The sequence below is a fragment of the Streptomyces sp. NPDC006265 genome (assembly GCF_040613555.1).
Taxonomy (GTDB): domain Bacteria; phylum Actinomycetota; class Actinomycetes; order Streptomycetales; family Streptomycetaceae; genus Streptomyces.
In genome coordinates this window covers 25,985-34,116 of the sequence record NZ_JBEXSH010000012.1, presented here as the reverse complement: position 1 = coordinate 34,116, position 8,132 = coordinate 25,985, and the positions used below count along the sequence as shown (strand labels likewise).

Below are 8,132 nucleotides of genomic sequence, written 5' to 3'. Positions count from 1 at the left end.
TCCCAGCATGCACATGACTAAAAGTCGGCCAGTACGGCGATTAGTACCACGATCGAGCGATCACGAACCGGGCGAGATCGGGCTTAACGCCCTCTGAGTCAGAGGCAGTCGCGGACGAGGGCGGGAAGGGCAAGTTCGGCCAGACGGTCAGCCCGGTGACCGGCTTCCCGGGCAGCTCGCATGCTTGTTCTCAACCCTTGCATGCTGAATTCCAGTGCCCGACGTCGGCGCAGCACTTCCTCACGGCTCGCCTCGACAACCGCTATCTCCGGAGGAATAGGATCGGGATTGTCAATGAGCGCGACTTCATGGGACGAGGACTGAATTCCCGATTCAGTACCATCCAATTCCCACACGCGCACGCGTGCCCGACCAAGGTGACTTGGATATGCACTCAGATAGGTGGTGAGCAGATGCCGACCGTAAGCGGATGAGGTACCTTCACAACCTGCGGTCTGTTCGTCGATAACTTGCCATGTATCGCTTTCAAGAGACCTGATCTCAATGAGTGCACGGCACTTGATCATCGACATAAATTCCCGCTCCCGGTTCACCCCTTGCTCCGCAACGAGTCTAGGTCCGGCACATCCACCGGACCAGTGTTACCGGGTCTTTCTTGCATTCTCTTTAGACGCCGTTTCCGATGGCGAGTCAGCCCAGCCGTCCAGGGACTCCATGAACGCGTCGAAGAAACCGAACCAGACGCAGTGGCCCGCTCCCGGCACGGAACGCACGGTGAAACCCTGTGCCAGCATGTTCGCCACCACGTCAGGGGTTACGTACTGGCTCGGGTGAGCGCGCACCACGAGGGACGGCACGTCGGTCGCAGGAGTGAAGTCCCTGCCCGCTGACGACAAGCACAGGCTGACCGCTGTTGCCACATCGAACGACTTGACGGCCTCGACCTCCGAGGCCATGTCCTGTTCGCTCCACCAGGACCGCTCACGCAGCAGGTACTCGAGGGTCCGCTCCTTCTTCGTCGTCGCGTACCACCGCGTGAGCGTGGCGCGGTCCGGATCCAAGTCGCCTTCGAAGGTGGTGTCGACGTACACCACACGCTCAGGCCTCAGCCGGCCCGCCGCAGCCGCAAGGATCACTCCGCCCATGGAGTGGCCGATGGCCAGTGCGGGCGCGGCGGGAACCGAGTGCACAAGCGCCGCCATGAAGGACTCCACGGTCGAGTCGGCGCAACGCGGGGACTTTCCGTGGCCTGGCAGGTCGACCGCGATCACCCGGTAGCCGCGTCGGGCCAGTGCGGGGCCGACACGCCACCACGCGCGCGAGTCGGCCATCATGCCGTGCAACAGCACGGCGACGCGGTCGCCCGTTCCCCACTCACGGGTATAGAGCTGGACGCCGTCCACCGGATCCATTGATCACCCTCCGTATTCTGCATCCGTGCCGAGGCCAGTTGGTGGACGCCAGTCGGAATCCACCATACGGCCGGCGAACTGGGCGATCCGCGGAAGGTCCACCGCGGGATTGACCGACCCTTGAAGACGCACGTCCCGTGAGCGGATCTTGTCCCGCATGCGCTCCTGCTGGCCCTTGCTGCGCAGCAGCTCGTCGTGGGTGAGAGCGTTGAACACCAGAGTCGGCCAAGCGAACCGACGCGCCCAGCGGGAAGCGGCGGGGTGGAGACCGACGACGAAGAACCGGCGGTCCGCGAAGACCACTCCGTCGTCCCCGCCATCGAGCGTGACGGGCTCTCCCGTGCCGCACCCGTCCACGCGGTTCATCCCCCGCAACTGGTCCCACAGCACTCGCTCGAAGGAGACTTCGTCCACGCACAGCGGCCCGTCGAACACCGCCACGAACACGGCGACGGCATGTGTGGCACGGGGAAAGTCCTCGGTGAACCTGCGCAGGTCGTCGGCGCACCCGTCAATCGCAGCCGTGGAGGACAACGGACCGTACAAACCCAGGCGGTACTTGTCCTGGCGTATAGCCGCGGAACCGCCCAGGCAGGTGTAAACACCGCTGAGCATCATCGCCCGGAACTGGTGGTGCACCAGGACGGCCAGGGCGTCGGGCTCGTCCGGTTCGGGGCGCAGTCGTACGAGCCGACCCTCTTGGACCCCGTGACACGAGTTGCGAACGGTGCCCTCCGGCACCTGAGACTCCGGTGACATGGATTTGGCCTCCCATGGAGGAATTCCGGCAGAACCGGGGGGGGCTAGGGGACATCTGCGATTCCTGCGGCAAGCCGCCGAGCGAGAGCGAGCGTGGTCAGGGATGGGTTCGCCGCGCCGGCCCTGGGGAATGCCGAAGGGCCTGCCACGTACAAACCCTGGACACCTGTGATCTGGAGATCCTCATCGAGGACGCGGCCGATGGGAAGCGTGCCGCCCTCGTGGTCCTCCATCCCGAGGAAGCTCGACCAGGTCACGGGGACGCCCTCGAGCGCCCTGTCGATGGATTCGGGAAGCACGAAGGCGTTGGAGCGCTCGGCTGCGTGGAATTCGTCGAACTCCAACGCGGTAGCTGGAGACCCGGCGGTGTGGGCCAGGTCGTCGGCGACGGCTTGGAGAACGTTGCGCTGGGACTTGATCAGGAGCTCGTCCTCCGCCGAGGGCACGGCGTGAACCCGCGCCGGCCACGGGTACGCGGACGCGGACGGGCATTCCACGTAACAGGCCGCGGAGGGCAGTTGCTCACCTGTGGTGCGGACGTCGACCACGGCTCCGCCGGACGTCGGGTACTGCACGTCGACGAAGAGGTTGGAACGGGTTCCGCAAGGAGCCCAGTAGTTGCCCGGCGGGATCGACGCCAGCAGGCGGTCGGCCACCCGGGAGGAGACGCGCAGGAAGAAACCCTGGACGATGTGGTCCGACAGGCCGGTGAGCCGCCGCAGGTCGTTCCCGGCGGTTGCGAGGCCTTGGAGGGCGAGCCTGCTGTTCTCCACCGTTCCGGCTGCCAGCACCACCGTTTCCGCTTCGATCAGTGTCGGTTCACCCGTGTCGTCGGCTCGGACGACTCCGCGGCAGCGGCCGCCGACGACCTCCACATGCAGTGCCGACGTGCCCGTGAGAATGCGGGTGCCGACGGGCTCCCTCAGTACGGCACCGGTTTCCGGGTCACGCCAGGTGTCCAGCGGTGAGTAGGCGTACCAGCGGTCGGGGGACGACGAAGCGCGGCGGATCGCCCGGGGTGTGCTCACCAGGTGCAAACCCGCCACCGATCCGGTGAGGGACTCGTCAACCAGCGGAGGCTGGGAGGTGTCTGCGGAGCTCCACTCCCGGAGCTCCCGGCTGACGCGTGTGTACAGGGAGTCGCCGCCCTGCCAGGAAGTGCACAGGTCCTCCCTGACGGCGGTCGGCCACCACGGTGCCGCCAGCGCCCAGTCCTCGATCGGGAGTGTCACGCCGTACCAGTAGAGGGATCGGCCACCGAGCCGCTGCCGGATTCCCGAACTGCCGGCGTAGTGCGGGCTGCTGAGGGAACTCCACGGCCGGTGGAAGTAGGCGTCGGTGTGCGGCTCCAGCCACGCGCGCAGCGCGGCGTGCGGCCCGAGCACAGCGTTGTTGTGTCGTAGTTCTCCCTGTGGTCCGGCCTCGATGACCAGGACACCGTCGAACCCTCTTCTGTCGAGCTCCTTGGCGACCTCCAGGCCGGCGAGCCCGGCACCGATCACGACGGCACGGCACTGGTGCGGCGGCGCGGTGCCGTTACGGGCGGTGAGGAGTCCGGGACCGTGCCGGGTGGTGGACCGAGGACTGCGCGCGGCGTGGTCAGGGCTGGGCATGCTGACATCTCCTTGAGGCGCGGGTAGTGGGGAAGGGCTCACGACCGCCCACGGCGACCGGTCGCCGTTGCTGCCGGTTGGCCGGCGCATCGGAGGGAAGGGCGAACCCGTCTGCGTGCCGTGGTCGGCCGCTGTGGCGGTTTCGGCGGTGCTTCTCTCCTCCAGGGCGTCGATGAGGTGGCGCACCCATGTGACGAGCAGTTCGGGGTGGCCGTCGACCGGTCCCACCTGGTCGACGATGCGGCGGTAAGTACCTACCTGGTGCGCCGCTCCGACCACGCGCGAAGCTCGCAGGGCCGCGAACACGTCGTCTTGTGGTGCGTGCCTGCTCCATTGCCGTACGAAGGCGGACTCGATGCTGAGTCCTTCGTGGACGTCCGCGTCGAGGAGCGGCTGTGCCAGGTCGACGAACGGGTGCGCCAGACATGCGTCGGTCCAGTCGACGTGCATCCACCCCGACCGCGTCCACACCGAATTGGAGCCGTTCACGTCTCCGTGGACCAGTGTGGAGGGGATCGCACGACTCTCCAGGTCGGCGCAGGTCGCTTCGAGCACCGGCATCAAGTGGCGGAGCGCCGCGGTGTCCTGGGCGCCCAGAAACTCGCACGTGTCCAGCAGGACGGTGATGTCAGCGGGTACGGTGCGAAGCCGCCGGTCAGGGCAGCCAAGAGCGAGGACGTCCGCCGCGCGCCCGATGGTGGCGCACTGGATCGGCACGATTGTCTCGAGTGGATGGCACGGCGAGGCTCCCGGAGCCGTGGACTGAGGAATACCGGCCGTCAGGTGCCATCCTCGACCTGCTGAGATGACCTCGGGCACCGAGCCTGGGACCAGGCGGGCGAGCCAGGAGATCACCTGGCCCTCGTGGGAGAAGACGGGCGGTACCTCCTTGTACCAGACGAAGCCGTGGTCGGTCGGAACGCGCAAGACCGCTGAGACGCTCCACTTCTTGACCTGCTCGGGCGGACCGGTGCGGCTGATGGGGCGGCCGGCCAGGGCGGTGTCGATTCTGCGGAGCGCCGTGTGCGGCCACTCAGGCCTGTCCCAGGTCCGCTGCCAGATGGATGGGGCCACTTGAAGCTCCTTCAGCGGATCGGTATCCGGTCTCGCTGTGGAAGGTAATGTCGCAGCTTCCCCCACATGGCGACGTCCTCGTCATCGCCCTGGTGCTCACCGAGGAACCGCACCGCGTATTCGGTGACCTCGCTCAAGAACCAACGCAGCTCGTAGAACCGGAAGAACAACGGTCTGCCGTCAGGTGCCGATCCGAGGGTCCGACGGAAATGGAACCAGTCGCGTTCGGCGGGGCCGCGCATCGCCGCTCCCCAGTCCGCGAACAGCAGCTGGCCCTCGTACAGGAGGATATTGGGAGCGCTGGGTTCTCCGTGGGTGAGGACGAAGGAGTCCTCGGCGGCCGTACACGCGGCCGCCGTTTCCTGCCATTGCGCCAGTGCGTCCTCGATGCGCCGGCGGTGCAGTCTCAGCAGCCGGCAGACGCGTGAACCGAAGGGCCCGCCGTCGGCCGCGTCGCTCTCCGCCTGGGACAGGGCTTGCAGAAGGTCGCCGTGGAAGGAGAGCCGGAAGGTCTCCTCGGGCAGACTAAGTTGCGGTGCCGCACGGTGGATTCGGTCCATGAGCCGGATCGCGTCTCGGATGTCCACGTCCGTGCCGACTGCGGAGAGCGGCTCGGCCGGAACATACGGATACACGACCACGGGACGGCCGCCGACCGAGTGACACACCTCGCCGTCAGATCCTCGCAGCGGTGCCAGAACGAAGTCGTATCCGGATTCGCGCAAGAGTGTCGCTGCTTCGTAAGCGGCCGGGCAGTGTCCGCGCAGATCGCGGCGCACACTCACCCACAGATCGCCGAACCGGTATGACCAACTGTCCTCTCCCAGTGGGCAGAACGTCAGAGCACTTCCCACCGCCTCGAATTCGGCTTCGAGTATCTTCAGAAGCGCTTGCTTGTCGAGGTCCTGCAGGGGGAGAAGCATGGCGTCCTCCTAGCACGTGATTCCGTCCGAACCGGCGAATCCGTCAGCCGGCCAGTCCTGTAAGGTCGGCACTCACATCCCACAGTCGTGCCGCCACTCGCGTGTCGCGGCCGGCCGGGCTGATGTCCGCGGGCTTGCGGTCGGCGTAGTAAACAGCCTTCGGAGCAGCCCCTTCCGCATCCTCCGCGAGCCAGACCAAAGTCTCGGCGCCCTGCTCAGGAGTGCCCAGAAAGAACCTCTCGAACGGCTTCACGATGCGCACGAACGGGGAGTCGCGATTGATGTCCGTGCTGATCGCGCCGGGGTGGAAGGATGACGCGGGTAGCTTCGTGCGTTCCAGCAGTTGAGCTGTGAAGAGGATGTTCGCGAGCTTTGAACGGCCATACGACTTCGAGGAACTCCATTGTTTGGTCATCTGGAGGTCATCGAACTGAATGCTGCCCTTGGCGTGGGACGATGACGACGTGTTGACGACTCGGCCTGCGTTGGCCTCGATCAGCTCGGCCAGCATGTTGGTCAGCAGGAACGGGGCCAGGTGGTTCACCGCCAGGCCCAACTCGAACCCGTCGGCGGACTCCTCCCGACGGCTCGGTTGTGCGGCCGCGTTGTTGGCCAGTACGTCGAGGTCGGCGTGGTGATCCATGATGTGGCGGGCCAGGCGGCGCACCTCGTCGACGTCCGCTAGGTCCGCCTGGACCGGTTCCGGAACCACCAGGCCTGGTGGGGCGGCGGCGACCAACTGCCGGTGCACCACCCTCAGTTTGGCCGGTGTGCGTCCCGTGATCAAGACCCTGCGCCCCCGGCCGGTCAGCTGCATGGCTGCGGCAGCGCCGATGCCGGAGCTCGCGCCGGTGATGACCGTGACTCCCATGATGTGAGCAGCCCTTCGTCAGTCGATCCTGCCGGGTGGAGGAGGTTCTCGGACGGCAGACGGCGTTATGTGTCCGCAGCGAGCACCACGGAGGAGATTTGCTGGTACCGGCTTCTGTTCCGATTTCCGTGGCCCTGAGTGCTAACGGTGCTCTGGGCACCAAGTGCCGCCCGATCATGTCAGCGGCGTGGGCCACAGACAAGAGGAGGCAAGCTTCTCGCGTCATCCGGGTAAAGAGAAGCCGGAATCGATTTTGCGTGCGCATAATCAGGTCACGTCTGATGTTTTACACATTCAAACCCCGCGCTTTGTGCAGTGAGGCCTTCCGTGACGCTTTGATATCGGCAGCGGTTCTTCGCTGCTGCATCTTCGACCTCTGTAAATGTCGGGGAGGTGACACCTGCTGTCCCACATATCGAGGATCGGTTCACGTCACACACTAGAGATCTGGGGGCGAAACCTTGGGTCATAGTGCCGAAAATTATGCCTGGTGCCCGGGCGAAGTAGATTTCGATACCGCAGCACTGACGACCGAGTGGGTGTCGATCAGCAGGCTGACGCCAGCTGATTCGCCTAGGCTGGCCGGAGAGGACGAAGCGCGGGTGCGCCTGCTGGCCGAGTCGGAGGAACGCCTCCCGCCCATTGTGGTGCACCGGTCCACCATGCGGGTCATCGATGGTATGCACCGCGTCAGAGCCGCCGAACTGCGGGGACAGGACAGGGTGGAGGTCCAGTTCTTCGACGGTACCGACCTGGATGCCTTCGTGCTCGCAGTCCAACTCAACGCGATCCACGGGTTGCCCCTGACCCACCGTGACCGCATAGCGGCGGCTCAGCGGATCGCCCGGTCCCATCCCCACTGGTCCGACCGCATGATCGCTTCTGTCACAGGCCTGTCCGCGAAAACGCTCAGCTCCTTGCGTCAGCGTTCAACTGAGGAAATTCCACAGTCGAACACCCGGGTGGGCCGGGACGGCCGGACGCGTCCGCTCAACGCTGCGGATGCACGCCGACTCGCATCCAGGATCATCACCGAGCGGCCGGGCGCCTCTCTCCGGGAGGTGGCAACGGCGTCTGGAGTCGCCCTCGCCACCGCCCGAGACGTACGCGAGCGGCTGCGCCTCGGCCGTGACCCTGTCCCTGCCAAGCTCAGACGCATGGAGGACCCCGGCCGCACAGCGGTGGAGCCGGTCTCGGAACGGCCGGGTACCGGCAGGGACGCGGCCGGCCACCCTCCCCGGGATCCGTCGTTTCTGCTGGCAAGCCTCAGGCGGGATCCTTCGCTTCGCTTCTCGCAAGCCGGACGGGACCTCCTCCGTCTGCTGAGTGTGCAGTCGCTGGAAGCCGAGGCCTGGGACCAGTTACTGGCCGGGGTGCCGGCGCACTGCGGCGAGACGGTAGCCCTCCTGGCGCGCAAGCTGTCCGAGGACTGGCTCAAGTTCGCCGGGGACGTGGAACAGCGTATGTGCTCACCCGATCGACTCCACCTGAGGGAAGATGCTTAAAGTAGAGAGAAGCC

General features: G+C 66.0%; 7 protein-coding genes. 1 reads left to right on the top strand and 6 read right to left on the bottom strand.

Features of this window, described 5'->3' with window-relative positions:
- Nucleotides 1-98: 98 nt before the first annotated feature.
- From ABZ281_RS02530 to ABZ281_RS02505, 6 genes are all read right to left on the bottom strand, one after another.
- Nucleotides 99-533 (bottom strand): hypothetical protein, encoded by a 435-nt coding sequence (locus ABZ281_RS02530; protein ID WP_356651324.1) that lies wholly within the window; start codon nucleotides 531-533, stop codon nucleotides 99-101.
- Between the two features lie 69 nt (nucleotides 534-602).
- Nucleotides 603-1,373: an alpha/beta hydrolase gene (locus ABZ281_RS02525; RefSeq protein ID WP_356651322.1), complete on the bottom strand. Its 771-nt coding sequence runs from the start codon at nucleotides 1,371-1,373 to the stop codon at nucleotides 603-605.
- 3 nt (nucleotides 1,374-1,376) lie between these two features.
- Complete coding sequence (gntA, locus tag ABZ281_RS02520) at nucleotides 1,377-2,132, bottom strand: guanitoxin biosynthesis heme-dependent pre-guanitoxin N-hydroxylase GntA (protein ID WP_356651320.1); 756 nt, start codon at nucleotides 2,130-2,132, stop codon at nucleotides 1,377-1,379.
- A gap of 44 nt (nucleotides 2,133-2,176) precedes the next feature.
- The gene (locus ABZ281_RS02515) at nucleotides 2,177-4,819 is read right to left on the bottom strand and encodes an FAD-dependent oxidoreductase (protein ID WP_356651318.1); all 2,643 of its coding nucleotides are present in this window, start codon (nucleotides 4,817-4,819) and stop codon (nucleotides 2,177-2,179) included.
- 11 nt (nucleotides 4,820-4,830) lie between these two features.
- On the bottom strand, nucleotides 4,831-5,742 hold the full coding sequence (locus tag ABZ281_RS02510; RefSeq protein WP_356651316.1) for a phosphotransferase: 912 nt from the start codon (nucleotides 5,740-5,742) through the stop codon (nucleotides 4,831-4,833).
- Nucleotides 5,743-5,785: 43 nt separating this feature from the next.
- A complete protein-coding gene (locus tag ABZ281_RS02505) occupies nucleotides 5,786-6,613 on the bottom strand; it encodes an SDR family NAD(P)-dependent oxidoreductase (RefSeq protein ID WP_356651314.1) in 828 nt (275 codons plus the stop codon).
- A 539-nt stretch (nucleotides 6,614-7,152) separates the two neighbouring features.
- Here ABZ281_RS02505 and ABZ281_RS02500 point away from each other — a divergent pair.
- Entirely contained in the window at nucleotides 7,153-8,118 is a 966-nt protein-coding gene (locus ABZ281_RS02500; RefSeq protein ID WP_356651312.1) for a ParB N-terminal domain-containing protein, read from the top strand.
- Nucleotides 8,119-8,132 lie beyond the last annotated feature (14 nt).